Genomic DNA, 24,542 nt, shown 5'->3' with positions numbered 1-24,542 from the left:
CAACAGCAACCACTGCCACAAGTGCTACTTCTGCAACCACTGCAACAAACCTTGCAGCCGGATCCGGCGGAACCATTCCATACCAATCCGCAGCAGGAACTACAGCGATGTTAGCTAACGGAACTGCGGGTCAAGTACTACAAAGCAACGGAACGACATTGGCTCCAAGCTGGGTAAATGCAGCAACAGGAGATATGACTTTGGCCGGAACCCAATCGGTAACTGGAGCCAAAACATTCGGTGCAGCAGGTAACGTAGGTAAGTTGGTTATTGCTGGTTCTACCAGTGGATCTACGATTCTGAATGCAGCGGCAGCTGCTTCCGGTACTGCTGTTCTACCTGCAGCTGGCGGCACATTGGCCACATTAGCAGGAACAGAGACTTTCACTAATAAAACACTGACTTCACCTGTACTAACTACCCCGGATCTGGGAACACCAAGTGCCTTAATTGGTACGAATATTTCTGGTACAGCAGCGAACTTAACAGCAGGTCGTGCGACGAATGTGGCTGGTGGATTGGGTGGTCAGATACCTTATCAAACTGCAGCAAATACCACAGCTCTATTAGCGAATGGTACTTCCGGACAGGTGCTTCAAAGCAATGGCGGTACTGCTGCTCCAAGCTGGGTAAATGCAGCAACAGGAGATATGACTTTGGCCGGAACCCAATCGGTGACTGGTGCCAAGACTTTCGGTGCCGCAGGTAACGTGGGCAAACTGATCATCGCGGGTAGTACTTCAGGAACAACAATCCTGAATGCGAATCCAACAGCGGGATCAGGAACAGTAGTCCTTCCAACAACCGGAACGCTTGCTACTTTAGACGGTACAGAAACCTTAACGAATAAAACACTTACAGCAGCTAACCTGGGTACACCGACTACTTTAGTGGGAACTAATATCACCGGAACTGCTGCTGGATTGAGTATCGGTGGGAATGCGGCTACAGCAACAACAGCCGGCACAGTAACGACCGCTGCTCAGCCAGCTATTACTTCAGTTGGAACACTAACCGGATTAACAGTTACAGAACCTATCGATGGAAGCATAACGGGCAATGCGGCAACTGCAACAAGCGCTACTACTGCTACAAACATTGCGGGAGGAGTAGCCGGGGGAATTGCGTTTCAGACAGGAGCTGGGGCAACAAACATTACAGCTGCAGGTACAGCTGGTCAAGTGCTCACCTCTACAGGTGCTGGCACCCCGGTTTGGACTTCCTCAATGACAAACTATACCTTGCTCGCTGACGCAGTCGGAGTGACAAATACAAACAGTGCAACAACACCCGGAACGGAACTTTTACTGTCTGTTAGCCGTAGAAATGTTGATTGGACTAACAAAACTCAATTTAGATCTATGTTCGCATCTTCACTTACGAGTGCAACCGTGAAGTTAAATATCCGGTATTCTACTAATAGTGGTACATCCTGGACTGACTTAAGTGCAACAACAACCACTGCCAGCACTACCGCAAATCAATTATCGCCAGGCGGATGGTTAACAATACCAGCTGGTGCTCGTGGGGATATTTGGATTGCTGCATTCATAATAGGGGATGGAACGCTGGACCCGATCATTCGTCATGTAGAGGTAGAGGCACGGTAATCAGTAATTTCTAAATAACACTTTTATCAATTAATAGTATAAATAAAATAAAATGTCAACACTAAAGGGTAGTAAATTCAATGCCAGATGCAACAATAAATCTGTTGCCTTATGTTTTATAGTTATGGCGACGTTGTGCCTGACGGTTAGTATCTCAGCATTTAGCCAATCTCGTCAGACAAAATCACCGTTGAGATTAACAAGCCCTAACGATTCCCTCCAATACACCCTCGGCGCATACATGGGACAATGGATTACCGCAAACGGGTTTTCAGTTTCAAATTCCGAACTTTTCCTGAAAGGGATGAACGATGTATTGGGCAACAAACCCACAATGGTTCCGGCGGCAAGTATTCCCGCAAAACTCGAATCGTATCAAAAACGTCTGATATCTTCCAAAAGCAGTCAGCAGGAATCGCTTTTATTCGCCAACCTGCGCGGTAAAAGCGGTGTTGGCATGTTGCCTTCCGGCATAGGCTATTTTGTGATGACTAACGGAAATGGCTATCGCCCTACCTTAACTGATTCTGTGTTAATTCATGTTAAAGGCTTTCTTCCCGACGGAAAATTGTTTGAAGACACCTATGCCAAGAATTCCGCTTTAAGAGGACTGCCAAGCACCTTCATCCCTGGATTAAGAGAAGTTCTTCAGATTATGCCCGTTGGATCTACCTGGAGGGTTTTCATTCCTGCCGCACTAGGTTATGGTGCAAATGGGGTACCTGGATTGATTCCGCCATATTCGGCATTGATTTTTGAAGTGGAACTTCTCAATGCAACCAGAAGCCGCTAAGCGTTCATACAGTCAGGACATAACATCTAAAAAGACCATGATCATCGTTTCACGATAGTCATGGTCTTTTTCGTTTAAAACAACTTTTTTACCGCTTCTACGTATACGGGAATTCGGGGGATTGAAACACTAATCTCTCGTGTATTGCAAACATATATTATTGTTGTATCTTGGTATCTGAATTGTGACAAGCTTAAGCGATAGTTTGTATACGAGCTGCAATTTGTCAAAAGAATATAGGAGATATATTATAACAAAACTTTACGTGATTCGGAAAATTGTTAAGTTAAAATGGGCGTATTTCCAGGTAGCCTTGTTTTTCATGCTGCCTGTTCTGGTTAAAGCACAAGCTGCTAATGAGGTTCATATTTTTCCGACATCCCCGGTGTATGCTCACCCGAATTCTAACACGAATATATTCTCTAATGTCTATCAGGGTGGAACGCTTGTTTCATACGACACAGCGCTGATAAATTTCTATGCTCAAATCTGGCAAAACGAAGCAGGCAGCCGTCTTCCGGATGAATCAGCGCGCGGAATTGATGGCATAGGGGGCATATTCAGATTTTCCGGACAATTTTTAAACCCTCAGCGGATTATAACCTTAGGTTCTCAGCCCTACAACGGTTTCCCGAATTTGCGCTTAGATAATTTATTGAACGTAACGGCACAGGCCGGAAATCTTCATGTAAACAATAACCTTGACTTCGTAAACGGCAACCTTATTTTGAGTAGTGTTGATGTTAATGTTGGTCACGATGGGCTTGGCACGATTACTGGCTACGGAAATAACAACTTTATTGTTACTGGCACGGGTTTTACGGGCGGCAGCCTGATGAGAAGCTTTACCGGAACCGCCAATACGGCCACAGACTATCCTGTAGGTACTTCCCTGAATAGTTACACACCCGCGTCACTCATTTATACTGGAATCCCTCAAAATATCAAAGTACGCGTAGCTGATAACGTGTATAATAAAATGAATTTCCCCGAGTACGTGAACAAGACCTGGATTGTAGTTCGGGATTTTCCTGATGCTAATGGTACCCTTAACCTCACACTACAGCATAATTCTGCGGATGAAGGAATTGAATATTTCCGCAACCGGACCGAGGCCTACGTAACCCGTTATGATGCAAAACTTGTAGGTTTGTATGACATCGTTGCTCCGCACCCTACCACTACTCCTGGAGCAATTTCTGCCCGAGCCCCAGTGTTTGGAGCGTATATGAATACGAGGCCGTCAATTGGTGCACTGGCAACCACGGAGTATTTTACCAAATCGGTAATTAAAAAGCAGATTGATGAAAATACCCCTGTAAATATTCCGGATGCAATTTCACCTAATGGTGATGGTTTGAACGATACCTATATCATAGTGAAACGTTTGCCGACGGATAAGGTGCGTTTTGAAGTGTATAGCCGGAATCAGGTGCTGGTATATCAGAATCTGGATTATGATAATACGTTTGACGGCAATGGTAATCAGAAAGGATTTATGGGTAATGTGCTTCCTGATGGGATCTACTATTACCTCATCAGTGTTAATGGGGCCAAAGGCATCCCAGGTTATCTGATCATTAACAGATAAATGTGTATGAAGAAATTATTTACCCTGACTGTATGTAGTTTGTTGTGTTCAGCTTTCGGTTTTCAGCTTTCAGCCCAACAGTTACCGCTATATTCCCAGTACATGTTCAATACGCTTGAGATCAATCCCGCCTATGCCGGATTTAAAGAGTCCATGCAGTTTACGAGCATTTTTAGAAAGCAGTTCAACGGGATTAAAGACGCTCCTCAAACAGCCCAGTTGTCGTTCGACATGCCCATTGGTACTACTCAGCTTGGAGTGGGCTTGAAACTTGTTGATGACAAGATTTCCGTTTCCCGCACTACCGGCGCGCAAGGCTCTATGTCGTACCATATAGATGGGGATAATTCAAGAATTTCATTTGGTCTTCAGGTTGGCGCATTGAATTATAAAGCGAATATGGTCGATCTGAACGTGACCCATGCAGGTGATCCCATTTTTGCTCAGGACGTAAATACCCTTGTTGCAAACTTTGGAACCGGGATATTCTATAATACGGATAAATTCTATGCCGGTGTATCGGTGCCCAATATTGTGAGAACGCATTTGAGGGAAACCAATATTGCCCTTAACCATTACGAAGTGAAACAAAGCCCGCATTTTTATATCAATGCAGGGATGCTGTTCACGCTGAACGATAACTTCGTTCTTAAACCAAGTTTTTTATTGCGCGGTGTAAAGGGGATACCGCTTAATTATGATATTAATGCTAATGTGTTCTTTAGAGAATTATTCTCTATGGGCGTTTCATACCGCAGTCATAGCGCTGTGGTCGGATTGATGGATGTACGAGTAATCCCTGAATTGCGTCTAGGGTACGCATATGATTACAATGTAGGTCGGCTGAGCGCTTTCGCTAAAGGAACTCATGAAATAATACTGCGGTATCACATTCCTTTTGACAGGGACATTTTGATGCCGTCATACCTTTTTTAATGGAGAGTTGAGAATTGAGAATGTGCAGACGATGGGTACGGCAGCCTGATAGCTGATAACTGACTGCTGATAGCCAAACCATATTAATATAAGATACAACTAACCGGGCGACAGGATTTAATTAGTGGCCCTAAATAAAGTACTATGAAGAAAATTTACTTATTCCTCCTAATTCTAACGGTGTTAATGATAGCAGGTAATGCCGAAGCCCAGATCAAGATCGGAACAAACGGCGCTACGATAGCTCCGTCTTCATTACTGGAGCTTGAGAGTACCAATCAGGGCCTTTTGCTTCCGCGGATGGCAGATACCGTGGCAATCAACGCCTTGGCCCCGCCAAACGGGATGTTGATATACCTGACAAAAGCGCCTGCTGTAGGTCTATATGTCCGTAAAGTTACAGGCTGGGAATATCTTACCGGTTCTCTGGGAGGTGCAGGTAATTTCAGCTCGCTTACTGTTTCAGGAACGGTAACTGCCGGTAGTTTTACCGGTCCCCTAAACGGAAACGCAACATCGGCCAATACTGCAATAAACGCTACCAACTCTGCAAATTCGACCGTAATTAATGATCTTGCTACACCAGCCCCGGTATATCCAACTTTTGTGACCACTACCCCGGGAAACTCGCAACTAAGAACTGCTACAACCAAGCTTAGTTTCATACCTAACACCGGTATTCTAACAGCCACAGGGTTTGCAGGCCCCTTGACTGGTGATGTAACTGGAAATGCAACTTCCGCTACTAATGCTACGAATGCGTCAAATACGGATATCTTGAATGAGGTTGTTTCCGGCGCTATTCATTATCCGACATTTGTTTCCGGCACAGCAGGAAATTTGCCGCATATGGTAAGTAATCCGGGTTTGAACTATGTACCATCCACCGGAACGCTGAGTGCTACGCGCTTTGCAGGAACATTTATTGGAAACGCCTCAACTGCTACAAATGCAGTAACCACCACTATTACTAACGATAATACTTCGGCATCAACGGTTTATCCAACCTTCGTGACAGCGAGTTCTGGAAATATGGGACAGCGTACTTCTGACGCAAGACTTACATTTGTGCCGGCCACCGGTAATTTGACGGCAAGTATTTTAACTTCTACCGTACCAACTGGAGGTGCTCCTTTAATAGTTGCTTCCACTACACCGGTAGCTAACCTGACATCTACCAATACATTAAATACTGCAGTGACGGATGACGTTGCTACTGCAGTTCCTGTTTATCCAACATTCGTTACTGCAACTACCGGTTACCAGAATCAACGTACTTCGAGTTCAAGACTGTCGTTTATTCCGTCAACAGGCGCCTTAACGGCAAATAGCTTCGTAGGTCCATTGAACGGAAATGCAACATCGGCCAATACCGCCATTAACGCTACGAATTCTGCTAATTCCAACATTACGGATGATATCGTCACTCCCACTACTGCCTACCCGGTATTTGTAAATGCGTCTCCTGGAAATCAGCCGCTTCGTGTCGGCCCTTCGAATTTGAGTTATGTTCCGTCAACCGGGATATTAACAGCAAGAGGGTTTGTTGGTCCGTTGACGGGAAATGTTACTGGTACTGCGACAGCGGCCCTAGATGCACAGAGAACGGTGGAGATTCAAATTACAGATGATGTAATTTCAAATACCCCAATTTTTCCAACAATGGTCACGAATAACACGGGTACCTTGCCTGCTAGAGTGAGTTCTACAAAATTGAGCTTTATCCCATCAACTGGTGAATTGACCGCTCCAATATTTAGAGGAAGTCTTAGTGGTAACGCGAGTTCTGCTACAAGCCTCGTGGGAATGATTAAGCTGACAAGCGTTCCAGCAATTGCTCCTGTAATTGTCACCTCTGGACAGGAACTCGATGTTAACTATACCGTCACTGGTGCAGCACCTACAGGAACTGTAGTTGTGTCTCCAAATCCAGCATTGCCCGCAGGCCTTGGTATTATGTCTGCGAGAATAACTACTGCGGGTGTCGTAACCGTAAGATATCGTAATTTCAATGGTTCAGGATCAGTTTCTGCAGGAGCCATAAACCTAACCGTTATTCAATAAGAGAACTTGCCTCCCTGTCCTTTCCGCAAGACCGTAAGGTGCGTTTTTACTTACAACGTATAACGTATAACGTATAACGTACAACGTACAACTACCTCCCCGTCATCTCCGCAATCCGATTCCTTTCGGTTTGGAGTTCACGGGCGAGTTTCTTCTCTTTCTCGTTTGCATTAACCTTGTGTTTCTGGAATTCTTCAGAGAGGTCGTTGTATAGCCCGGTGCGGTAGCGAGCCTCCTTTAATGATGAGCTGCTGCGATAGATTGCAAAGGCAAGTCCGGCACCCAGGAGAAAGACTAATCCCCACATAACCATATTATATGTCCCTTTTTCAAGATACATGCCCAAGAGGTTGATCTGGTCAACGCGTGCCTTAGATTGCTCCAATTCTTTCCTTGCATTTTCAAGTTCCGTCTTTGAGCTGAGGGCAGCCTGGTCGTTCGATCCAAGCTTTGCTTTGGCGTCTGCCAACAGAGCGCGTTCTTTATTAAGGGTATCTGATATATTTTTCCAGAACAGGTCTAGCTTATCCTGCCTTATTTCTTTAAAGCCCTGGTAAGAGCCGGAATTGATTACTACATCCTGGTATTGCTGGGAAAGGGTAGTGCCGGGCTTTTGAGCATGAACGTTTACCGTTGTATATATAATAAGGAGTAGCAGGGTGATTTTTAGTCTCGACATAAGGTTGGGTTTAGAAATATAGAACAGGTTTTGGGTTGTGTTTATTGTGGGGAAGGTATCAGGAGTCAGGTATGAGGTATCAGGGCAACCGTACCATAGCCTAAACACTCGTGGATAACAATACCCAACTTTCGGTGATGTGTGCAATTTGCAATTTGTAAATCAAAATTCATAATCGAGATTACGTTCCCAATTAGATATACATTCAACGTCCGGATGCTTGCACCTTAGTCTATCCGATAAGGCCTGATACCTGATACCTCAAACCCGATACCCGACAAACCCGCAAAAAAACCGCAAGATCTGCCCACCCTCATTACCTTTCTCTAGCACTCTCTTAGTACACTCTAAGCACTGAGATCACACTGAGATAAGGCCTTGGTTAGACTTGCGTGAAACTGCGGTATTTTTGACGTCAACTAACTATCTGCGGGTTTATGCTACGCACACCGCCAAATTCCGCCAAATCCCGTCATAATTTGGATCATTTTGTTCTCGGAGTTAAGTTTGAGATGACCGCTAAAGTCCATGTCGAAATGTGGAAACCCATGTGAACGCTAGGTGAATCCTAGGTGAATGAAAGGGGAACGTCGGAGGAGCTCTGAAGCCGGAAGGATGAGGCCAGAGGTCTGAAGTCAGAGATGTCATGGTTAATTACGAGAGGAATGGATAGTGAACGTAGGAGGAGGCTTGAATAGCGAGAGTTAAGCGAAGAGCTATGGGAGAGCATTGTACCGGTATGAGAGTATATATATAAACGATTAAATTTTTGTGAATGAGAAAGGAAAATTGAAGAATGAAGTAAGAAGTCGGAGGTCAGAGGTCTGAGAAGGGCTCCTGGAGTATGGGGCCACGTATTATTAGGAAAGCTTCCCGGGCTTGGAGCGGGTTTCGGGAAAAGGTATGAGCGGATGCCTCTCCGCCCAGCCTGATACCTGATACCTTACGTCTGATACCTCCAAAGGCAAAGAAAGACCTGCCTTACGGTCAATAGCTTACTGTTGCTTTAAACACAACGACTGGTGCATTACAGTTATTGGGTTCTAATCCCGAATGGTGCCGTTAGTAGATGAATCTGTCCATCGAAGGCGAAATAGGCGGTAAGTATGGGGACTCTGCTAAAAGTATTATTTTAGAGAGCCAAGAATCAAGTATCAAGAATCAAGATTTCTGCACAGCGTACCTATGTCGCCAGGCGGGGTTACATGGGAGGTGTGGATAAAGGCGCGATGATGAGCAGGCGCAGCTGCGAGTTATCGCGCCTTTTTTTTACGAAGCTAATCGTCATGGCGAGGAGGGACGACGAGCCATCTCTTAGCGGAGAGTGGAGATCGTATCAAGAATCAAAACTTCCACAAAGCGGATTGACGAGGGAACAAGGAACAAAGAGCAAAGAACGAAGACTTCCGCCAGGCGAGAAAGGACGGATAGCCGGCTTTTCTATCCGATCAGAACAACTAAGTGCTAACAACCAACACCAGGAACCAACAACTAACAACTAACTCGTTGTACAATGCCTTAAATCAATGCACCAAACCTGCGTAAGCTAAACCGGGGCGAAGCGGCAGCTTTTTGCCCGCGGGGTGCGTGGTCGGTACTGGTAATTTTATCGGGCAAAAACTATAGCATAGCACCGGGCTGGCTGTGGCGATGAAATGGAGGGGTTGCTTTTCTGAAAAAGTTATAGGTTATAGGTTATAAGTTGTAAGTCTGGGCGGATAGCATACTGGATATGTATACGCTTATTGCTACAAGCTTGGGTTTATCGACCCCTCAGTCCCGCAGAAAAAACGGGACAGCTCCCCTTAAAGGAAGGGGAGCAGGAAGCGTACCTACCGCAACACTCTTGAATTAAGCTCAGCAGTTTGGTGTTCGTTTTCCGCTTTTCAAGTCAGGTTTGTCATGTTTCTCGACATCCCTATTACCGCATCTTGAAAATGCAACTCTCACAGCGTCTAGCAACTTATAACTTATAACCTATAACTCCTATAACAGGGTCTAGAAAACGTATAACCTACCACGTACCCCGTAAAACTCAACCCTCGCAATTATTTACAAAAATAACTCAGCAACTATTTGATAATTAACAGAACTTCCCTATCTTTGCCGTCCCTTTAGAGGGGTTTACTATGTCTTGAACGAAGCCCTACTGCTTCGATGGACACAAATTGAATTTAGAAAATGTCAGGAATTATTGGAAAAAAAGTAGGAATGACCAGCATTTTCGATGCTGACGGGAAAAACATCCCGTGCACAGTTATCGAAGCTGGCCCATGCGTAGTTACTCAACTACGTACCGTCGATACAGACGGCTACACCGCAGTTCAGTTAGCTTTCTCAGACAAGAAAGAAAAAAACACAACCGGTTCACTTAAAGGACATTTCGCAAAAGCAGGAACTACACCAAAGCGCAAGCTTGTTGAGTTCAAAACTTTTGAGGATGAAAAAGCACTTGGTGATACAGTTGACGTTTCGATCTTCGAGGAAGGCGACTTTGTTGATGTAGTTGGTACCTCAAAAGGTAAAGGATTTCAGGGTGTTGTAAAACGCCACGGATTTGGCGGTGTGGGTGGTCAAACTCACGGTCAGCACAACAGGTTAAGAGCACCAGGTTCACTTGGAGCATCTTCATGGCCTTCACGTGTATTCAAAGGAATGCGCATGGCAGGACGTACTGGTGGTGATCGCGTTAAAATTCAGAATCTTCAGGTTTTGAAGGTGTACACAGAGCAAAACTTATTGGTAGTTAGCGGTTCAATACCGGGAGCTAAAGGTTCTTACGTAATCGTTGATAAATAGGAAGATGGAAGTTAAGGTTATAAATATATCAGGTAAAGAAACAGGTGCCAAGGTGCAGCTTCCTGATGCGATCTTCGCCGTAGAGCCAAATGATCACGCGATTTACTTAGATGTAAAGCAATACTTAGCGAATCAACGCCAGGGAACGCACAAGTCTAAGCAACGTAATGAGATCGCAGGATCTACCAAAAAATTATACAAACAAAAAGGTACTGGTGGTGCCCGTGCAGGATCTATTAAATCGCCATTGTTCAATGGTGGTGGTCGTATATTCGGTCCGCAGCCCCGCGACTATAGCTTCAAGCTGAACAAAAAGCTTAAATCATTAGCGCGTAAATCAGCACTTACTTATAAAGCACAGGATAATAGCATCGTGGTTTTAGAGGATTTCAATTTCGATTCTATCAAAACTAAAAACTACGTAAAGTTAGTTGCTGATTTAAACCTGACTGACGCTAAGTCGTTATTGGTTCTTCCAGCAGCAAACAACAATGTTTATTTATCAAGCAGGAACATCAAGAAAGCAAAGGTTGTTACCGCTGCAGAATTAAATACATATGATGTATTAAATGCAGGAACATTATTGCTTACTACTGAGACTGTTAAAACATTAACGGAGGCGTTCGCGAAGTAAGATGGAAATTTTAAAGAAACCAATCCTAACTGAGAAAGCATCAGCATTAACTGAGAAGTTAAACCGCTTTACTTTCAAAGTAGATCACAGAGCCAACAAATTGGAGATCAAGAATGCGATCGAGAAAATGTATGGTGTGAATATCAAAGCTATCAACACGGCGGTAGTATTTGGAAAAACAAAATCGCGTAACACTAAAGCAGGTGTTGTAACAGGAAATGCTCCTAAATACAAAAAGGCTATAGTAACGCTGAATGATGGTGAAACTATTGACTTTTACAGCAATATTTAATTAAGACATGGCAGTAAGAAGATTTAAACCGGTTACCCCGGGTACTCGTTTCAGAGTAGGAGGAGTTTTCTCTGATGTGACGACTAACGTTCCAGAAAAATCGTTAGTAACAAGCATCAAGAAGTCCGGCGGTAGAAATAATTCCGGTAAAATGACTATGCGTTATCTCGGTGGGGGACATAAAAAGTCATACCGATTGATTGATTTTAAACGCGATAAAAACGATATCCCCGCAACTGTTGCCACTATCGAGTACGATCCAAACCGTAGCGCACGTATTGCACTTGTGCATTATGCTGACGGTGAGAAACGTTACATCATTGCTCCGGAAGGACTGACAGTTGGAATGAAAATCATTTCAGGTGAAGGCTCGGCTCCGGAAATTGGAAACGCTCTTCCTTTGAAGAACATTCCTTTGGGATCTATTATTCACAACATTGAACTGAACCCTGGTCAGGGAGCTATCATTGCAAGAAGCGCCGGCACGTATGCACAGCTTTCAGCACGTGATGGTAAATATGCGATCATTAAGATGCCTTCTGGCGAAACGCGTATGATCCTGGCTACTTGTATCGCAACTATCGGTACTGTTTCTAACTCTGAAAAAGCTAACGAGGTGTTAGGTAAAGCAGGTAGAAAGCGCTGGTTAGGTCGCCGTCCAAGAGTTCGTGGTGTGGCAATGAACCCTGTCGATCACCCTATGGGTGGTGGTGAAGGAAGATCATCTGGTGGTCATCCACGCTCTAGAAAAGGTTTATTATCTAAAGGCTTCAAAACCCGCGATAAAAAGAAATCATCTGATCGTTACATCATAGAGAGAAGGAAGAAATAATGGCTCGTTCAATAAAAAAAGGACCCTATATAGATCATAACGTAGAGAAGAAAGTATCTACTATGAATGAGGGTAACAAAAAATCGGTGATCAAAACTTGGTCACGCCGGTCAATGATCTCTCCGGATTTCGTAGGCCACACATTTGCAGTACACAACGGAAACAAGTTTATTCCTGTGTATGTAACTGAAAACATGGTTGGTCATAAGCTTGGTGAATTTTCTCCAACGAGAACATTCAGAGGTCACTCTGATAAGAAGAAATAAGCAATGGAAGCAATAGCAAAATTAAACGATTGCCCTACCTCACCACGTAAGATGAGATTGGTTGTTGATCTGATCAGAGGTGAACGGGTTGAAAAGGCTTTATATATATTAAAGTTTACCAATAAAGATGCTGCGATAAGAGTTGAGAAGCTTTTATTATCAGCGATCAAAAACTGGGAAGCTAAAAATGAAGGCCAGCGCCCTGAAGACAATGAATTGTATGTCAAGACAATCATGGTTGACGGCGGACGTCAGTTAAAAAGATTAAGACCAGCTCCTCAGGGACGCGGACATAGAATTCGTAAACGTTCTAACCACGTTACACTGATAGTTGATAGCAAAAACACTGAACCAAAAACTAAGTAAGGAGAAATGGGACAAAAAGCACATCCGATAGGAAACAGATTAGGAATCATCAAAGGTTGGGATTCTAATTGGTTCGGTGGAAACGATTACTCTGAGAAATTAGTTGAGGACGAAAAGATCAGGAAATACCTGGCGGCACGTATCTCAAAGGGCGGTATCTCGAAAGTTGTTATCGAGCGTACTTTGAAACGTATCACCATCACTATCCACACTGCCCGTCCGGGTATCGTGATTGGAAAAGGTGGACAGGAAGTTGACAAGATCAAAGAAGAGCTTAAAAAACTGACTAAGAAAGACGTACAGATCAACATTTTTGAGATCAAGCGCCCGGAATTAGACGCACAATTAGTTGGAGAAGGTGTTGCTAAGCAATTAGAAGCAAGAATCTCTTTCCGTCGTGCCATGAAGACTTCAATCGCATCAACCATGCGTATGGGAGCTGAAGGTATCAAAATTATGTGTTCAGGTCGTTTAGGTGGTGCTGAGATGGCACGTACCGAGCAATATAAAGATGGACGTGTTCCATTGCATACATTCCGTGCTGATATTGATTATGCTTTATCAGAAGCGTTAACTACTTATGGTAAAATAGGTGTTAAGGTTTGGATCATGAAAGGTGAGGTTTACGGTAAACGTGATCTTTCTCCTAACATCGGTCAAACAACCGGAGTAAAAGGCAGAGGCCCTGAAGGTGCAGCACCATTTGCTGGTGGCGCAGACAGACGTGGCGGTGGCGACAGACGCGATAGCCGTGGTGGTGGAGACAGGAGAGGTGGAGCAGGCGATAATCGTGGCGGTGCAAACCGTGGTGGAGGCCCAGGCCAAAACCGTGGCGGACAAGGTGGCCCGAATCGCGGCCCAGGTGGTAACGCTGGCGGTGGTTTCAGAGGTAAGAAATAATTAGTTATACGTTATACGTTCTACGTTATACGTGCATGTGCGCCCAGACGTACTACGTAAAACGTACAACGTACAACCCAAAAAAGAAATAAGAACATGTTACAGCCAAAGAGAACGAAGTTCAGAAAGATGCAGAAGGGCAAAATGAAAGGTCTGGCCGGTCGCGGTGCAGAGCTTGCCTTTGGATCTTTCGGAATCAAATCATTAGAGCCGGCCTGGATCACCAGTCGTCAGATAGAAGCTGCCCGTATTGCCGTTACGCGTTTCATGAAACGTGAAGGCCAGGTTTGGATCCGTATTTTCCCGGACAAACCAGTTACGAAAAAGCCAGCTGAAGTACGGATGGGTAAAGGTAAAGGTGCTCCTGAATATTGGGTAGCAGTTGTTAGACCTGGTAGAATGATCTTCGAAGCTGAAGGTGTGCCTTTGGAAGTTGCAAAGGAAGCCATGCGTTTAGCTGCTCAGAAATTACCGGTACAAACGAAATTCGTTATACGTAGAGATTTCGTGGAAGCATAAAGTTATAAGTCATAAGTTGTAAGTTATAAGTCTCCGACTTGCGACTTATAACCTAAAACTTACAACTTACAACTCAAGAAAAAATGAAGAACTCAGAAATACAGGAACTATCAACTGAAGAAGTTGTAGCCCGAATTAATGAAGAGAAAGCTAATCTCACCAAACTGAAATTTGCACATACTGTATCTGCAATTGAAAATCCGACAAGGATCACAAAGGTTAGAAAAGATGTAGCACGTTTAAACACAGAATTGACTAAGCGCAAAGCGGAGGCAGCAAAAGCTGCAGCATCTGCAGAGCCAGAGTCCGCTTCTGAATAAATAAAAGTCCAAAATGGAAAGACAATTAAGAAAAACAAGAACCGGGCTGGTAGTAAGCAACAAAATGGAGAAATCTATAGTAGTTGCGGTTGAAAGGAAAGTGAAGCACCCGATCTATGGTAAGTTTGTTAAGAAAACTACCAAATTTATGGCTCATGACGAGACTAACACTTGTGGTATCGGTGATACAGTGTTAATTATGGAAACTCGTCCGCTGAGTAAGACCAAGAACTGGAGATTAGTGGAAATTTTAGAAAGAGCTAAGTAACATGGTACAACAGGAATCAAGACTGAATGTTGCTGACAACAGTGGAGCTAAAGAAGTTTTAGTTATCCGTGTTTTAGGTGGTACCGGCAAGCGCTACGCATCCATAGGTGACAAAATCGTTGTCACTGTAAAAAGTGCGCTTCCATCAGGGAACATCAAAAAAGGAACTGTCTCTAAGGCGGTTGTTGTGAGAACAAAGAAAGAGATCAGGCGTAAAGACGGATCATATATCCGCTTTGACGATAATGCAGCTGTATTGCTGAACGCACAGGACGAGCCGCGTGGAACACGTATCTTCGGCCCTGTTGCCAGAGAGCTACGTGAAAAACAATTCATGAAGATTGTATCATTAGCACCGGAGGTTTTGTAAAAATGGAAAAGAAGATAAAATCACAGCCTAAATTGAAGATCCGCAAGGGAGACCTGGTACAAGTTACTGCAGGTGATTCTAAAGGTAAACAAGGAAAGGTTTTAGAAGTAGTTTTAGCTACTAACAGAGTTATTGTTGAAGGCGCTAACATGGTGTCTAAACATACAAAACCAAATGCTGCCACTCCAAACGGTGGTATCGTAAAAAAAGAAGCCAGTCTTCATGTTTCTAATGTAATGGTGGTTGACGCGAAAAGCGGCAAGCCTTCACGTATTGGAAAACAGAAAAATGCAGATGGCAAATCAATTCGCATCGCTAAAAAATCTGGGGAGGAAATTAAGTAATGGCTTACGCACCAAGATTAAAGACAAAATATAACGAGGAGATCGTTACTGCTTTAAAGGATAAATTCCAGTACAAAAGCGTAATGCAGGTTCCACGCTTGCAGAAAATTGCTATCAACCAGGGTGTTGGTGCAGCTGCAACTGATAAGAAACTTATTGATAACGCAGTTAATGAAATGACGACTATCACTGGTCAGAAAGCTATTCCTGCGAAATCTAAGAAAGATATATCTAACTTTAAGTTACGTAAAGGGATGCCGATTGGTGTTCGTGTTACATTACGTGATAACAATATGTATGAGTTCCTTGATCGTTTGATCGCTGTAGCTCTTCCACGTATCCGTGACTTCAAAGGTATCAATGATAAGGGGTTTGACGGACGCGGTAACTATACATTAGGTATCACTGAGCAGATCATCTTCCCTGAGATCAATATCGATCAGATCAATAAGATCTTAGGTATGGATATTACATTTGTAACTACTGCCAAAACTGATGTTGAAGCATTAGAGTTACTAAAACAATTTGGTTTACCATTTAAGAATCAAAACCCAACCCAACAATAATGGCTAAAGAAGGTGTAAAAGCGCGTGAAGTAAAACGTGCGAAATTAGTTGCCAAATACGCAGACAAAAGAGCAGCCCTTAAAGCAGCAGGAGATTTAGAAGGTTTAGATAAATTACCTAAAAATTCTTCACCGGTACGTTTACACAACCGTTGTAAATTAACTGGCCGTCCGCGTGGTTATATGCGTCAATTCGGTATTTGCCGTGTTGTTTTCCGCGATATGGCTTTGGCAGGTAAGATTCCTGGAATCCGTAAGGCGTCCTGGTAAGGAGTTGTAAGTTGTAGGTTATAAGTTATAAGTTTTAATACTTCTAACTTTGGAACTACACTTTATAGTAACATTCGCTTTAGGCGACACGCTACTTATAACTTACAACTTATAACCTATAACTTTGAGTATTAACCGATGGCAGGTCCCTAATCCGGAAACCACCATCACAACAAATAAATAATGAATACAGATCCAATAGCAGATTATCTTACACGAGTAAGGAATGCCATTAAGGCCAACCACCGTGTGGTAGAAATTCCTGCATCAAACCTGAAAAAAGAAATGACTAAAGTTCTTTTTGACAAAGGTTACATTACTAATTACAAGTTCGAGGATACTACAGCTCAGGGAACGATAAAGATCGCTCTGAAGTACAATCCTATAACTAAAATATCCGCGATCCGCAACATTTCACGTATCAGCAGACCTGGTCTGAGAAGATATGCTGGTGTTGATAACATGCCGCGTGTATTAAATGGTTTGGGTATCGCTATCCTTTCTACTTCTAAAGGTGTAATGACTGATAAAGAAGCTAAGAACCTGAATATTGGTGGCGAAGTTTTATGTTACGTTTATTAATAGGAGGATAGAAGATGTCAAGAATAGGAAAAGCCCCGATTAATATTCCAGCTGGTGTTACGATATCAGTTGATGATCAGAATGTGGTTACTGTTAAAGGTCCAAAGGGTGAATTAACCCAGAATGTGGATTCTGATATTAAACTTTCTCAGGAAGACGGAATTCTTACTGTAGAACGCCCATCTGAGCAAAAACGTCATAAAGCATTGCACGGTTTATACCGTTCGTTGATCAACAACATGGTTGTTGGTGTAACCGATGGTTACAAAACAGAGCAGGAACTTGTAGGTGTTGGTTACCGTGCTACTAACGTAGGTAACACATTGGATCTGGTTCTGGGATTCTCTCACCATTTCGTGTTTGAATTACCTAAAGAGATAAAAGTTACTACAGCATCTGAAAAAGGTAAAAACCCAATCATTACTTTAGAGAGTATAGACAAACAATTACTGGGACAAGTAGCAGCGAAAATTCGTTCGTTACGTGCTCCTGAGCCATATAAAGGTAAAGGTATCAAGTTTGTTGGTGAAGTGTTAAGAAGAAAAGCTGGTAAATCAGCCGCTAAAAAATAATCATCATGGCAGGAATTAAATTATCTCGCAGAGAGCGAATCAAAAGAGGAATCAGAAAGAGATTAACCGGTTCTGCTGAGCGCCCACGTTTATCTGTATACAGAAGCAACAAAGGCATCTATGCTCAGATTATCGATGATAACAGCGGAAAAACTATCGTTTCAGCATCGTCTTTATCAAAAGATTTCACAGCAAACGGTAACAAGTCTGATCAGTCTAAAGCAGTTGGTAAATCAGTAGCAGAAAAAGCAATCGCAGCAGGTGTTAATACCGTTGTGTTTGACAGAAATGGTTACCTGTACCATGGACGTGTTAAGTCATTGGCAGAAGGTGCACGTGAGGCTGGTTTAATATTTTAATCTGAAAGTAAGATGTCAACAATCAATATAAAAAGAGTAAAATCAAGCGAGATCGAATTAAAAGACCGCTTAGTTAGCATCCAGCGTGTTGCTAAGGTTACCAAAGGTGGTCGTACATTCAGTTTCTCAGCTATCGTTGTGGTAGGTGATGAGAATGGAGTTGTAGGATTCGGACTTGGTAAAGCAAAAGAGGTTACTGAAGCAATTGCTAAAGGTATCGACGACGCGAAGAAAAACCTGGTAAAGGTTCCTGTAATCAATGGAACTGTGCCTCACGAGCAGATCGGTAAATATTCAGGTGGTTTCGTATTCATTAAGCCAGCAGCGCCGGGTACCGGTGTAATTGCAGGTGGTGCAATGCGTGCTGTACTTGAAAGCGCTGGTGTACATAACGTACTTGCAAAGTCAAAAGGTTCATCTAACCCGCATAACGTGGTTAAGGCAACTGTATTAGCATTATCACAATTACGTGATGCATATACTGTAGCTCAGCACCGTGGTGTGGATCTTAAGAAAGTATTTAACGGATAATCATCATGGCTAAGATTAAAATAACCCAGATTAAGAGCGTTATCGATAGAAGCGAGCGTCAGAAGAGAACCATGCAGGCATTGGGATTGAAAAGAATCAATCATTCTGTAGAGGTTGAAGCCAATCCGGCAATTATCGGAATGGTGAGAAAAGTTAATCATTTAGTAGCAGTAGAAAGTATCTGATATCATGAACTTAAGTAACTTACAACCTGCAGAAGGTTCAACAAAAAATAGGAAACGTATCGGTCGCGGAACCGGTTCGGGTCGCGGTGGGACTTCCACACGTGGTCATAAAGGTGCTGGATCTCGCTCTGGTTACAAGAGCAAGGTAGGTTTTGAAGGTGGTCAAATGCCTTTGCAACGCCGTTTACCTAAGGTAGGATTTAACCCTATCAACCGCACAGAGTATGTAGCAATCAACCTTGATGCATTACAAACTTTGGCTGAAACATATAATTTAACTGCAATTGACTTTGATACATTCAAAGAGCATGGATTAGCTTCTAAGAATGACCTTATCAAGATATTAGGCAGAGGAGAAGTTAAAGCTAAACTTGACGTTAAGGCTCATGCTTTCTCTGCAGCAGCTCAAAAAGCAATCGAAGCTGCTGGTGGTGCAATAGTTAAATTGTAATATTACACATGAAGAAGCTTTTTACAACGCTATCCAATATCTGGAAGATTGAAGACCTGAGAGCGCGGATCCTTTTCACGCTCTTATGCCTTTTAATTTATAGAATAGGATCATTTATAATTATACCTGGTGTAGATTCTGCATCTGTACAAGACGCACAGGCTAAGGAAGGACTTCTTGGATTACTGAATATGTTTGCCGGCGGATCATTCTCCCGGTCTTCTATATTTGCTCTGGGCGTTATGCCGTACATTTCTGCATCTATTGTGGTGCAGCTTTTAGGTATAGCTGTTCCTTATTTCCAGAAGCTTCAGAAAGAAGGTGAAAGCGGGCGTAAAAAGATCAATCAGGTAACGCGTTATCTGACGATAATTATTACGGCTTTACAGGCCATGGGTTATGTGAAAACTCAAATTGCTCCTGAAGCCAAGTTAATGGCTGAACCATTGTTTACGATATCGTCGATGTTCGTGCTTACGGCTGCAACCATGTTTGTTGTATGGCTTGGAGAGAAGATTACAGATAAAGGTATCGGTAACGGTATTTCCATGATCATCATGGTGGGTATTATCGCACAATTGCCGTTTGGTTTACTATCAGAATTTAATTCCCGCATGGGAGCACAGGGAGGACTAATTTCCTTTATCGTTGAGCTTGCTGCTTTATTCCTTGTGGTAATGTTCACTATACTTATTGTTCAGGGAGTGAGAAAGATCCCGGTACAGTATGCGAAGAAGATCGTTGGTGCAAAACAATATGGTGGTGTTCGTCAGTACATTCCTTTAAAGGTGAATGCTGCCGGAGTTATGCCAATCATTTTCGCTCAGGCAATCATGTTTATCCCAACAACAATAAGTTCCTTCTTCCCATCACTGCAGTCTTCATTCCTGGCTTCATTCAGTGATTATACTTCGTTAACGTATAATCTGACCTTTGCCTTTATGATCATTGCCTTTACATTCTTCTACACTGCCATTACCGTTAACCCGGTTCAAATGTCGGACGATATGAAAAAGAATGGTGGTTTTGTTCCGGGTGTTAAACCAGGTAAAACTACAGGCGATTACATTGATGCTGTTATTTCGAAGATCACTCTTCCGGGATCGATATTCCTGGCCATTATTGCAATCATGCCGTCGATAGCCATTATTTTAGGTGTTAACAGCCAGTTTGCTCATTTCTACGGCGGAACTTCGTTATTGATTCTTGTTGGTGTTGTATTGGATACCTTGCAGCAGGTTGAAAGCCATTTGTTGATGCGTCATTATGATGGATTGATGAAGACCGGCAGAATTAAAGGGCGTACGCCAGTTGCCGGCGGTTCGGTAATTTAAGGTACATGTCAAAAATTTATTTTAAGTCTTCTGAGGATATCGAGAAAATAAGAGAAAGTTCTCTTCTTGTATCCAAAACTCTCGCTGAAGTAGCAAAAGTTATCAGAGAAGGCTTAAAAACAATAGAGCTTAATAAATTAGCAGAGACTTTTATTCGTGATCACGGTGGAGTCCCTGCTTTTTTAAACTACAACGGTTTTCCTTATTCCCTTTGCATTTCTTTAAATGATCAGGTAGTTCACGGTTTCCCCGGGGATTATGAGATTAAAGATGGTGACATTGTTTCTGTGGACTGTGGCGTAATTCTGAATAAATTTTATGGTGACTCGGCTTATACTTTCCCAATTGGAAATGTTGAACCTGAGACGCTGAAGCTTTTGAAAGTTACAAAAGAGTGTTTGGATCTGGGTGTTGAGAAAGCAGTTACAGGAATGCGGATCGGCGACATTGGATTTGCTGTTCAGGACCATGCTGAGAAAAATGGATTTGGTGTAGTGAAAGAACTGGTTGGCCACGGTGTGGGAGTAAAGCTTCATGAGAAGCCTGAAGTTCCAAATTACGGGAAGCGCGGGTCAGGTATCAAACTTGAAGACGGCATGGTGATAGCAATAGAGCCAATGATAAATGCTGGTCGTGCCGGAGTGAAATTCTGGGATGATAACTGGACAGTTAGCACAGTTGATAAGAAACCATCAGCCCATTACGAACACACTGTTGCTGTTAAAAAGGGTAAAGCAGATGTTCTCTCAACCTTCAGCTATATTGAAGAAGTTTTAGAACAAAAACATTAAAATATAAATATTTTTATTTAATTTTGCATCCCTGTTCCGATGGGGCAAATGAGGTAAAAGCCAGTACATAAAGGGTTGTTTTTGAGATAGATTATAGAAAAACTGGTTTCTCAGGCGTTCAGGAGTAGAAAAGACATTAGAGAAATCAATATAATATATGGCCAAACAGGCTTCAATTGAACAAGACGGAATCATCAGAGAAGCATTGTCGAATGCAATGTTTCGGGTTGAACTGGAAAACGGACATGAGATCATAGCGCATATTTCAGGTAAAATGAGAATGCACTACATCAAAATTTTACCAGGAGACAAGGTAAAGCTGGAGATGTCGCCATATGATCTGAGTAAAGGTAGAATAACGTACAGATATAAATAGAATAAAGATGAAGGTTAGAGCATCAATTAAAAAACGTAGCGCTGATTGTAAAGTGATCCGTCGTAAGGGAGTACTTTATGTGATCAACAAAAAGAATCCTAAGTACAAACAACGTCAGGGATAAGATTAATAGTTATAGGTTTTAAGTAATAAGTTATAAGTCTCCGACTTGCGACTTACAACTTACGACTTACAACACACAACTTCAATAATATATGGCAAGGATAGCAGGTATTGATTTACCAAGAAACAAAAGAGGAGAGATCGGTCTTACTTACATTTACGGTATCGGGAAGTCTACCGCTCAGCGGATTCTGAAAGATGCTGGTATTGACGTTAACGTCAAGGTGCAGGATTGGTCTGATGATCAGTTAGCATCAATTCGTGGTTTCATCAATGATGAGATCAAGGTTGAAGGTGCTCTACGCTCCGAAGTACAGTTGAACATCAAGCGTTTGATGGATATCGGTTGTTACCGTGGATTACGTCACCGTAAGGGATTACCTGTTCGCGGACAACGTACGAAAAACAACTCACGTACCCGTAAAGGAAAACGTAAGACTGTAGCTAACAAGAAAAAAGCAACTAAATAGTAATTAGATATGAGATATGAGATTGGAGATATGAGAATATCGAAGATGCTCAGCTCATGATTATTAAAAAGAAATAGATATGAGTGCCGTCCCGATTAGGATCGGGACAAGTCTCACTTCTCAAATCTCACAAAATGGCAAAAACTAAAAAAGTAACCAAAAAGCGTGTTGTTGTTGTAGAACCAATTGGTGAAGCACACGTAAACGCAACATTTAACAATATCATTATCACCCTAACTAACCTTCAGGGTCAAACCATCAGCTGGTCATCTGCCGGTAAAATGGGTTTCAAAGGTTCCAAGAAAAATACTCCTTATGCTGCCGGACAAGCTGCAGGCGACTGCGCTAAAGTGGCACATGATCTTGGCCTTCGTAAAGTTCAGGTATATGTTAAAGGTCCAGGTTCAGGCCGCGAGTCAGCTATCCGTACTCTGCAGACTGCCGGAATTGAGGTTACTACTATACAGGATATTACTCCGCTTCCGCACAACGGTTGCCGTCCTCCAAAAAGAAGAAGAGTTTAATTAATAATAATCAGTTTTAAAGCTAAGATTCTCCCGGATTAGCCGGGATGATACTTTAAAAACACACAACCATGGCTAGATACACCGGACCAAAGTCCAAAATCGCCCGTAGATTCAGAGAACCAATTTTCGGTCCTGATAAGGCATTAGAAAGAAAAAATTATCCTCCGGGAATGCACGGTACCTCCAGAAAAAGAGGTAAGCAATCAGAGTTTGCTGTGCAGTTAATGGAGAAGCAAAAAGTTAAATACACTTATGGTGTATTAGAACGTTACTTCGAAAACCTTTTCCACAAAGCTTCTGCTAAAGAAGGAATTACTGGTGAGAACCTTTTGAAATTCCTGGAAGCCCGTTTAGACAATACAGTTTACCGTTTAGGAATTGCTCCAACCCGTTCTGCTGCCCGTCAGTTAGTAGGTCACAAGCACATTACTGTTAACGGTGAAGTGGTAAATATTGCTTCATATGCTTTGCGTGCAGGCGACGTTGTTGCAGTACGTGAGCGTTCAAAATCTCTTGAAGCTGTTTCAAATTCAGTTGCTGCGAGAACTATAAACAAATTCAGCTGGTTAGAATGGGATGCTAATGCCTTAACAGGTAAGTTTCTTAACTACCCAAGCCGCGATGAGATCCCTGAGAATATCAAGGAAAACCTTATCGTCGAGTTATACTCTAAGTAAGATACGAGAAGCGAGCTACGAGATTCGAGAAAAGAATCTTGTAACTCATTTCGTAACTAGTTAACATGAAGAGATTTAGGTAAGATTAAGACAAAAGTCTGTTTTCTCGCCTCTCGGATCTCGAATCCTTAAACAATAAACAAATTAGATAAATGGCAATCTTAGCATTTCAGAAACCTGATAAAGTTATCATGCAGAAATCTACGGATTTCGACGGAACATTCGAATTCAGACCCCTTGAGCCTGGTTTCGGTGTTACCATTGGTAATGCTTTACGGAGAATACTTTTATCTTCATTGGAAGGTTTTGCAATAACCTCTGTACGGTTTTCAGGTGTATCTCACGAATTCTCAACCATTAAAGGTGTTGTAGAAGACGTTACTGAGATCATTCTTAACTTAAAGCAGGTTCGTTTCAAGAAAACTGGTGAGTCTGGTGATAACGAAAAGATCTTTGTGATCATCAACGGTCAGGATCAGTTTAAAGCTGGTGACATTACTAAGTTCTCTAACAACTTTACAGTTCTGAATTCTGATATGGTTATCTGTAATATGGAGTCTTCAGTTACCCTGGAGATCGAATTAACAGTTAGCAAAGGAAGAGGTTACATCGCTGCAGAAGAAAATAAGAACGTAGACGCTGTTCTTGGTGTGATCGCGATTGATTCGATCTATACTCCGATCAAGAACGTTAAATACACTATCGAGAACTTCCGTGTAGAACAAAAAACTGACTACGAGAAATTAGTTCTTGATATCACTACAGATGGTTCGATCCACCCGGAAGAAGCTTTGAAAGAAGCTGCGAAGATCCTGATCCACCACTTTATGTTATTCTCTGACGAGAATATTATGCTTGAATCTCAGGCAAAAGAAGAAACTAAGGAAGTTGACGAGGAAATCCTGCACATGCGTAAGATCCTTAAAATGGAGTTAGTTGATCTTGATCTTTCTGTTCGTGCATTAAATTGCCTTAAAGCTGCTGATATCCGCTCATTAGCTGACCTCGTTTCTTACGATGTTGCTGATATGCTGAAATTCAGAAACTTCGGTAAGAAATCACTTACTGAGATCCAGGATTTAGTAAAATCTAAAGGCTTGTCATTTGGCATGAACCTTTCGAAGTTCAAATTAGACGAAGAATAAT

General features: G+C 42.6%; 35 protein-coding genes. 34 read left to right on the top strand and 1 reads right to left on the bottom strand.

Annotated features, from left to right (window positions below):
- From B5X60_RS18270 to B5X60_RS08980, 5 genes are all read left to right on the top strand, one after another.
- On the top strand, positions 1–1,610 hold a 1,610-nt coding region (locus B5X60_RS18270), incomplete at its 5' end, for a beta strand repeat-containing protein (protein WP_170878413.1).
- A gap of 52 nt (positions 1,611–1,662) precedes the next feature.
- Positions 1,663–2,403: an FKBP-type peptidyl-prolyl cis-trans isomerase gene (locus B5X60_RS08995; RefSeq protein ID WP_079702247.1), complete on the top strand. Its 741-nt coding sequence runs from the start codon at positions 1,663–1,665 to the stop codon at positions 2,401–2,403.
- Between the two features lie 265 nt (positions 2,404–2,668).
- A complete protein-coding gene (locus B5X60_RS08990; protein WP_139377409.1) occupies positions 2,669–3,994 on the top strand; it encodes a T9SS type B sorting domain-containing protein in 1,326 nt (441 codons plus the stop codon).
- Positions 3,995–4,000: 6 nt separating this feature from the next.
- A complete protein-coding gene (locus B5X60_RS08985; protein ID WP_170878412.1) occupies positions 4,001–4,930 on the top strand; it encodes a PorP/SprF family type IX secretion system membrane protein in 930 nt (309 codons plus the stop codon).
- Positions 4,931–5,074: 144 nt separating this feature from the next.
- Positions 5,075–6,994 (top strand): beta strand repeat-containing protein, encoded by a 1,920-nt coding sequence (locus B5X60_RS08980; RefSeq protein ID WP_139377408.1) that lies wholly within the window; start codon positions 5,075–5,077, stop codon positions 6,992–6,994.
- Between the two features lie 91 nt (positions 6,995–7,085).
- Here the strand turns inward: B5X60_RS08980 and B5X60_RS08975 are convergent, their stop codons facing one another.
- Positions 7,086–7,673 (bottom strand): hypothetical protein, encoded by a 588-nt coding sequence (locus B5X60_RS08975; RefSeq protein ID WP_079702243.1) that lies wholly within the window; start codon positions 7,671–7,673, stop codon positions 7,086–7,088.
- Positions 7,674–8,959: 1,286 nt separating this feature from the next.
- On the opposite strand from B5X60_RS08975, the gene B5X60_RS08970 reads away from it, so the two are divergent.
- The 29 genes from B5X60_RS08970 to B5X60_RS08830 all read left to right on the top strand — a co-directional run bounded on the left by B5X60_RS08970 (position 8,960) and on the right by B5X60_RS08830 (position 24,541).
- Complete coding sequence (locus B5X60_RS08970; protein ID WP_139377407.1) at positions 8,960–9,175, top strand: hypothetical protein; 216 nt, start codon at positions 8,960–8,962, stop codon at positions 9,173–9,175.
- Between the two features lie 679 nt (positions 9,176–9,854).
- A complete protein-coding gene (gene rplC / locus B5X60_RS08965) occupies positions 9,855–10,472 on the top strand; it encodes a 50S ribosomal protein L3 (RefSeq protein WP_079702241.1) in 618 nt (205 codons plus the stop codon).
- A 4-nt stretch (positions 10,473–10,476) separates the two neighbouring features.
- The gene (gene rplD / locus B5X60_RS08960) at positions 10,477–11,106 is read left to right on the top strand and encodes a 50S ribosomal protein L4 (RefSeq protein ID WP_079702240.1); all 630 of its coding nucleotides are present in this window, start codon (positions 10,477–10,479) and stop codon (positions 11,104–11,106) included.
- A 1-nt stretch (position 11,107) separates the two neighbouring features.
- Positions 11,108–11,398 carry a 50S ribosomal protein L23 gene (gene rplW, locus B5X60_RS08955; protein ID WP_079702239.1) on the top strand — a complete coding sequence of 97 codons (291 nt, stop codon included), beginning with the start codon at positions 11,108–11,110 and terminating at the stop codon, positions 11,396–11,398.
- Between the two features lie 7 nt (positions 11,399–11,405).
- Positions 11,406–12,230 (top strand): 50S ribosomal protein L2, encoded by an 825-nt coding sequence (rplB, locus tag B5X60_RS08950; protein ID WP_079702238.1) that lies wholly within the window; start codon positions 11,406–11,408, stop codon positions 12,228–12,230.
- Positions 12,230–12,496 (top strand): 30S ribosomal protein S19, encoded by a 267-nt coding sequence (rpsS, locus tag B5X60_RS08945; protein WP_079702237.1) that lies wholly within the window; start codon positions 12,230–12,232, stop codon positions 12,494–12,496. Before rplB ends, rpsS begins: the two co-directional genes overlap by 1 nt.
- A 3-nt stretch (positions 12,497–12,499) precedes the next feature.
- Positions 12,500–12,862 (top strand): 50S ribosomal protein L22, encoded by a 363-nt coding sequence (gene rplV, locus B5X60_RS08940; RefSeq protein WP_079702236.1) that lies wholly within the window; start codon positions 12,500–12,502, stop codon positions 12,860–12,862.
- 6 nt (positions 12,863–12,868) lie between these two features.
- On the top strand, positions 12,869–13,762 hold the full coding sequence (rpsC, locus tag B5X60_RS08935; protein WP_079702235.1) for a 30S ribosomal protein S3: 894 nt from the start codon (positions 12,869–12,871) through the stop codon (positions 13,760–13,762).
- A gap of 96 nt (positions 13,763–13,858) precedes the next feature.
- Positions 13,859–14,281 carry a 50S ribosomal protein L16 gene (gene rplP / locus B5X60_RS08930; protein ID WP_079702234.1) on the top strand — a complete coding sequence of 141 codons (423 nt, stop codon included), beginning with the start codon at positions 13,859–13,861 and terminating at the stop codon, positions 14,279–14,281.
- An 83-nt stretch (positions 14,282–14,364) separates the two neighbouring features.
- On the top strand, positions 14,365–14,601 hold the full coding sequence (rpmC, locus tag B5X60_RS08925) for a 50S ribosomal protein L29 (protein ID WP_079702233.1): 237 nt from the start codon (positions 14,365–14,367) through the stop codon (positions 14,599–14,601).
- A 13-nt stretch (positions 14,602–14,614) separates the two neighbouring features.
- Positions 14,615–14,869 carry a 30S ribosomal protein S17 gene (gene rpsQ / locus B5X60_RS08920; RefSeq protein WP_079702232.1) on the top strand — a complete coding sequence of 85 codons (255 nt, stop codon included), beginning with the start codon at positions 14,615–14,617 and terminating at the stop codon, positions 14,867–14,869.
- A gap of 1 nt (position 14,870) precedes the next feature.
- The gene (rplN, locus tag B5X60_RS08915) at positions 14,871–15,239 is read left to right on the top strand and encodes a 50S ribosomal protein L14 (protein WP_008244575.1); all 369 of its coding nucleotides are present in this window, start codon (positions 14,871–14,873) and stop codon (positions 15,237–15,239) included.
- A gap of 2 nt (positions 15,240–15,241) precedes the next feature.
- Positions 15,242–15,583 (top strand): 50S ribosomal protein L24, encoded by a 342-nt coding sequence (gene rplX / locus B5X60_RS08910; protein ID WP_079702231.1) that lies wholly within the window; start codon positions 15,242–15,244, stop codon positions 15,581–15,583.
- Complete coding sequence (gene rplE, locus B5X60_RS08905) at positions 15,583–16,149, top strand: 50S ribosomal protein L5 (protein ID WP_079702230.1); 567 nt, start codon at positions 15,583–15,585, stop codon at positions 16,147–16,149. Before rplX ends, rplE begins: the two co-directional genes overlap by 1 nt.
- The gene (gene rpsN, locus B5X60_RS08900) at positions 16,149–16,418 is read left to right on the top strand and encodes a 30S ribosomal protein S14 (RefSeq protein ID WP_079702229.1); all 270 of its coding nucleotides are present in this window, start codon (positions 16,149–16,151) and stop codon (positions 16,416–16,418) included. Before rplE ends, rpsN begins: the two co-directional genes overlap by 1 nt.
- Positions 16,419–16,601: 183 nt before the next feature.
- Positions 16,602–17,000, top strand: a complete 399-nt coding sequence (rpsH, locus tag B5X60_RS08895) for a 30S ribosomal protein S8 (protein WP_079702228.1) — start codon at positions 16,602–16,604, stop codon at positions 16,998–17,000.
- 14 nt (positions 17,001–17,014) lie between these two features.
- On the top strand, positions 17,015–17,572 hold the full coding sequence (gene rplF / locus B5X60_RS08890) for a 50S ribosomal protein L6 (protein WP_079702227.1): 558 nt from the start codon (positions 17,015–17,017) through the stop codon (positions 17,570–17,572).
- A gap of 5 nt (positions 17,573–17,577) precedes the next feature.
- Positions 17,578–17,931, top strand: a complete 354-nt coding sequence (gene rplR, locus B5X60_RS08885; protein WP_079702226.1) for a 50S ribosomal protein L18 — start codon at positions 17,578–17,580, stop codon at positions 17,929–17,931.
- Positions 17,932–17,943: 12 nt separating this feature from the next.
- Complete coding sequence (rpsE, locus tag B5X60_RS08880) at positions 17,944–18,462, top strand: 30S ribosomal protein S5 (RefSeq protein WP_079702225.1); 519 nt, start codon at positions 17,944–17,946, stop codon at positions 18,460–18,462.
- Positions 18,463–18,467: 5 nt separating this feature from the next.
- Positions 18,468–18,647 carry a 50S ribosomal protein L30 gene (gene rpmD, locus B5X60_RS08875; RefSeq protein ID WP_079702224.1) on the top strand — a complete coding sequence of 60 codons (180 nt, stop codon included), beginning with the start codon at positions 18,468–18,470 and terminating at the stop codon, positions 18,645–18,647.
- A gap of 4 nt (positions 18,648–18,651) precedes the next feature.
- Positions 18,652–19,098, top strand: coding sequence for a 50S ribosomal protein L15 (gene rplO, locus B5X60_RS08870; RefSeq protein ID WP_079702223.1), 447 nt, complete (start codon positions 18,652–18,654; stop codon positions 19,096–19,098).
- 8 nt (positions 19,099–19,106) lie between these two features.
- Positions 19,107–20,432 carry a preprotein translocase subunit SecY gene (gene secY, locus B5X60_RS08865; RefSeq protein WP_079702222.1) on the top strand — a complete coding sequence of 442 codons (1,326 nt, stop codon included), beginning with the start codon at positions 19,107–19,109 and terminating at the stop codon, positions 20,430–20,432.
- Positions 20,433–20,437: 5 nt separating this feature from the next.
- On the top strand, positions 20,438–21,223 hold the full coding sequence (gene map / locus B5X60_RS08860) for a type I methionyl aminopeptidase (RefSeq protein ID WP_079702221.1): 786 nt from the start codon (positions 20,438–20,440) through the stop codon (positions 21,221–21,223).
- 157 nt (positions 21,224–21,380) lie between these two features.
- A complete protein-coding gene (infA, locus tag B5X60_RS08855; protein WP_026897900.1) occupies positions 21,381–21,599 on the top strand; it encodes a translation initiation factor IF-1 in 219 nt (72 codons plus the stop codon).
- 7 nt (positions 21,600–21,606) lie between these two features.
- Entirely contained in the window at positions 21,607–21,723 is a 117-nt protein-coding gene (gene rpmJ / locus B5X60_RS08850) for a 50S ribosomal protein L36 (protein ID WP_079702220.1), read from the top strand.
- A gap of 91 nt (positions 21,724–21,814) precedes the next feature.
- The gene (gene rpsM / locus B5X60_RS08845; RefSeq protein ID WP_079702219.1) at positions 21,815–22,192 is read left to right on the top strand and encodes a 30S ribosomal protein S13; all 378 of its coding nucleotides are present in this window, start codon (positions 21,815–21,817) and stop codon (positions 22,190–22,192) included.
- Between the two features lie 134 nt (positions 22,193–22,326).
- Positions 22,327–22,716: a 30S ribosomal protein S11 gene (rpsK, locus tag B5X60_RS08840; RefSeq protein ID WP_079702218.1), complete on the top strand. Its 390-nt coding sequence runs from the start codon at positions 22,327–22,329 to the stop codon at positions 22,714–22,716.
- A gap of 71 nt (positions 22,717–22,787) precedes the next feature.
- Positions 22,788–23,396 (top strand): 30S ribosomal protein S4, encoded by a 609-nt coding sequence (gene rpsD, locus B5X60_RS08835; RefSeq protein ID WP_079702217.1) that lies wholly within the window; start codon positions 22,788–22,790, stop codon positions 23,394–23,396.
- A gap of 152 nt (positions 23,397–23,548) precedes the next feature.
- The gene (locus tag B5X60_RS08830) at positions 23,549–24,541 is read left to right on the top strand and encodes a DNA-directed RNA polymerase subunit alpha (RefSeq protein WP_079702216.1); all 993 of its coding nucleotides are present in this window, start codon (positions 23,549–23,551) and stop codon (positions 24,539–24,541) included.
- Position 24,542 lies beyond the last annotated feature (1 nt).

Origin of the sequence: Daejeonella lutea, assembly GCF_900168015.1 — a bacterium.
Taxonomy (GTDB): domain Bacteria; phylum Bacteroidota; class Bacteroidia; order Sphingobacteriales; family Sphingobacteriaceae; genus Daejeonella; species Daejeonella lutea.
Note: the sequence above shows the minus strand (reverse complement) of the source record. Positions and strands in the feature narration are given on the sequence as shown.

What these genes read in the sequence shown, in the direction of transcription:
- B5X60_RS08995 (WP_079702247.1), top strand. Translation starts at nt 1,663, where the DNA reads ATGTCAACACTAAAGGGTAGTAAATTCAATGCCAGATGCAACAATAAA.
- B5X60_RS08985 (WP_170878412.1), top strand. Translation starts at nt 4,001, where the DNA reads ATGAAGAAATTATTTACCCTGACTGTATGTAGTTTGTTGTGTTCAGCT.
- B5X60_RS08980 (WP_139377408.1), top strand. Translation starts at nt 5,075, where the DNA reads ATGAAGAAAATTTACTTATTCCTCCTAATTCTAACGGTGTTAATGATA.
- B5X60_RS08975 (WP_079702243.1), bottom strand. Translation starts at nt 7,673, where the DNA reads ATGTCGAGACTAAAAATCACCCTGCTACTCCTTATTATATATACAACG.
- B5X60_RS08970 (WP_139377407.1), top strand. Translation starts at nt 8,960, where the DNA reads ATGGCGAGGAGGGACGACGAGCCATCTCTTAGCGGAGAGTGGAGATCG.
- rplC (WP_079702241.1), top strand. Translation starts at nt 9,855, where the DNA reads ATGTCAGGAATTATTGGAAAAAAAGTAGGAATGACCAGCATTTTCGAT.
- rplD (WP_079702240.1), top strand. Translation starts at nt 10,477, where the DNA reads ATGGAAGTTAAGGTTATAAATATATCAGGTAAAGAAACAGGTGCCAAG.
- rplW (WP_079702239.1), top strand. Translation starts at nt 11,108, where the DNA reads ATGGAAATTTTAAAGAAACCAATCCTAACTGAGAAAGCATCAGCATTA.
- rplB (WP_079702238.1), top strand. Translation starts at nt 11,406, where the DNA reads ATGGCAGTAAGAAGATTTAAACCGGTTACCCCGGGTACTCGTTTCAGA.
- rpsS (WP_079702237.1), top strand. Translation starts at nt 12,230, where the DNA reads ATGGCTCGTTCAATAAAAAAAGGACCCTATATAGATCATAACGTAGAG.
- rplV (WP_079702236.1), top strand. Translation starts at nt 12,500, where the DNA reads ATGGAAGCAATAGCAAAATTAAACGATTGCCCTACCTCACCACGTAAG.
- rpsC (WP_079702235.1), top strand. Translation starts at nt 12,869, where the DNA reads ATGGGACAAAAAGCACATCCGATAGGAAACAGATTAGGAATCATCAAA.
- rplP (WP_079702234.1), top strand. Translation starts at nt 13,859, where the DNA reads ATGTTACAGCCAAAGAGAACGAAGTTCAGAAAGATGCAGAAGGGCAAA.
- rpmC (WP_079702233.1), top strand. Translation starts at nt 14,365, where the DNA reads ATGAAGAACTCAGAAATACAGGAACTATCAACTGAAGAAGTTGTAGCC.
- rpsQ (WP_079702232.1), top strand. Translation starts at nt 14,615, where the DNA reads ATGGAAAGACAATTAAGAAAAACAAGAACCGGGCTGGTAGTAAGCAAC.
- rplN (WP_008244575.1), top strand. Translation starts at nt 14,871, where the DNA reads ATGGTACAACAGGAATCAAGACTGAATGTTGCTGACAACAGTGGAGCT.
- rplX (WP_079702231.1), top strand. Translation starts at nt 15,242, where the DNA reads ATGGAAAAGAAGATAAAATCACAGCCTAAATTGAAGATCCGCAAGGGA.
- rplE (WP_079702230.1), top strand. Translation starts at nt 15,583, where the DNA reads ATGGCTTACGCACCAAGATTAAAGACAAAATATAACGAGGAGATCGTT.
- rpsN (WP_079702229.1), top strand. Translation starts at nt 16,149, where the DNA reads ATGGCTAAAGAAGGTGTAAAAGCGCGTGAAGTAAAACGTGCGAAATTA.
- rpsH (WP_079702228.1), top strand. Translation starts at nt 16,602, where the DNA reads ATGAATACAGATCCAATAGCAGATTATCTTACACGAGTAAGGAATGCC.
- rplF (WP_079702227.1), top strand. Translation starts at nt 17,015, where the DNA reads ATGTCAAGAATAGGAAAAGCCCCGATTAATATTCCAGCTGGTGTTACG.
- rplR (WP_079702226.1), top strand. Translation starts at nt 17,578, where the DNA reads ATGGCAGGAATTAAATTATCTCGCAGAGAGCGAATCAAAAGAGGAATC.
- rpsE (WP_079702225.1), top strand. Translation starts at nt 17,944, where the DNA reads ATGTCAACAATCAATATAAAAAGAGTAAAATCAAGCGAGATCGAATTA.
- rpmD (WP_079702224.1), top strand. Translation starts at nt 18,468, where the DNA reads ATGGCTAAGATTAAAATAACCCAGATTAAGAGCGTTATCGATAGAAGC.
- rplO (WP_079702223.1), top strand. Translation starts at nt 18,652, where the DNA reads ATGAACTTAAGTAACTTACAACCTGCAGAAGGTTCAACAAAAAATAGG.
- secY (WP_079702222.1), top strand. Translation starts at nt 19,107, where the DNA reads ATGAAGAAGCTTTTTACAACGCTATCCAATATCTGGAAGATTGAAGAC.
- map (WP_079702221.1), top strand. Translation starts at nt 20,438, where the DNA reads ATGTCAAAAATTTATTTTAAGTCTTCTGAGGATATCGAGAAAATAAGA.
- infA (WP_026897900.1), top strand. Translation starts at nt 21,381, where the DNA reads ATGGCCAAACAGGCTTCAATTGAACAAGACGGAATCATCAGAGAAGCA.
- rpmJ (WP_079702220.1), top strand. Translation starts at nt 21,607, where the DNA reads ATGAAGGTTAGAGCATCAATTAAAAAACGTAGCGCTGATTGTAAAGTG.
- rpsM (WP_079702219.1), top strand. Translation starts at nt 21,815, where the DNA reads ATGGCAAGGATAGCAGGTATTGATTTACCAAGAAACAAAAGAGGAGAG.
- rpsK (WP_079702218.1), top strand. Translation starts at nt 22,327, where the DNA reads ATGGCAAAAACTAAAAAAGTAACCAAAAAGCGTGTTGTTGTTGTAGAA.
- rpsD (WP_079702217.1), top strand. Translation starts at nt 22,788, where the DNA reads ATGGCTAGATACACCGGACCAAAGTCCAAAATCGCCCGTAGATTCAGA.
- B5X60_RS08830 (WP_079702216.1), top strand. Translation starts at nt 23,549, where the DNA reads ATGGCAATCTTAGCATTTCAGAAACCTGATAAAGTTATCATGCAGAAA.